1 pseudogene is annotated in these 1,239 nt (G+C 77.1%); it reads right to left on the bottom strand.

The window, feature by feature from the left end:
* Positions 1 to 1,239: pseudogene (locus ACIPXC_RS35045) on the bottom strand (hypothetical protein); the annotation flags it as partial.

Raw genomic sequence — 1,239 nt, 5'->3', positions numbered from 1 at the left:
ACCCGGTCACCAAATGCCGGGCCACCAGAGCACCCAGCGCCCCGGTGCCACCCGTGATCAACACCGTGCCCCCGGCCCGGAAGACCGGACGGTCCTCATCCGCGCCGGGTTCCCCGGCCAGGACCAGGCGCGGCACGTAGGCCCTCCCCACCCGCAGCGCGAGCTGGGGTTCGCCGAGTGACAGCGCCGCCGGCAGCGCCGCCCGGGAGGCGTCCGTCCCGTCGGTGTCCAGCATCACGACCCGGCCCGGGAGTTCGGACTGCGCGGTGCGGCCCAGACCCCAGGCCGCTGCCGCTCCCGGATCCGAGGCCAGCGGCTCACCCGCGACCGAGCACGCGCCCGAGGTGACCAGCACCAGGCGCCGCACCGAGGGGTCGGCCCCGGCCGCCAGCTCCTGCACACGTGCCAATGCCTCCCGGGCCGCGGCCTGGGCCCGAGCAGGCACCGACACCAGCCGGTCGCCCGGGTCGCCCTGGCCGTCGAAGGCATCCGGCAGCGGCACCGGGATCCAGTCCACCCGGTACAGCGCGGCCTGCGGCGCACAGCCCGCCACGCCCGGCACCACGCCCTCGGCGTGCCGCTGCCACGCGCCGGGCGCACCGTCCGCCGCCGGCGCCGGCCGCGCGTGGAGGATCGCCGCACGGTGCCCGCGCCGGTCCGGCTGAGCGAGCGCCAGCTGTACGTCCAGCGCTCCTTCGGCGGGCAGCCGCAGCGGGGCGTGCCGGGTGAGCACCAGCGGTGTGCCGCCCAGCAGCGTGCCGTCCGTGTCCAGTTCCCGGTCTGCCAGCTCCGGATGGGTGGCGGCGGACAGCCGGGCCGTGTGCACCGTACTGCCGTCGGCCAGGTCCAGGCCGCCGCCCAGTACCGGGTGCTCACCGGCCCCCGGCAGCGCGGCAGCGGTACGGGGCTCCGGCGTCGGCGACAGCCAGTAGCGCTGCCGCTGGAAGGCGTGCGTGGGTACGGCCGTCGGCCGCGTCCCCGCCGGGAACACCGCCCTCCACTCCGGTACGGCGGCACCCGTCACGTGGAGCCGGGCCACCGCCGTGGCCGCGCCCGCCGGATCCGGTACCGCGACGGCCACGGCCGGGCGGTCCTCTGCCGACTCGTCGAGCACCCGTTCCACCGCGGGAGTCAGCACCGGGACGGGGCCGATCTCCAGGTAGGTGGTGGTGCCCTGGCTGCGCAGGGTGCGGATGCCGTCGGCGAAGCGGACCGCGTGACGGATGTGGTCGACCCAGT

The sequence above is a fragment of the Streptomyces sp. NPDC090021 genome (genome assembly GCF_044748225.1).
In the GTDB taxonomy this organism is placed as follows: domain Bacteria; phylum Actinomycetota; class Actinomycetes; order Streptomycetales; family Streptomycetaceae; genus Streptomyces.
Note: the sequence above shows the minus strand (reverse complement) of the source record. Positions and strands in the feature narration are given on the sequence as shown.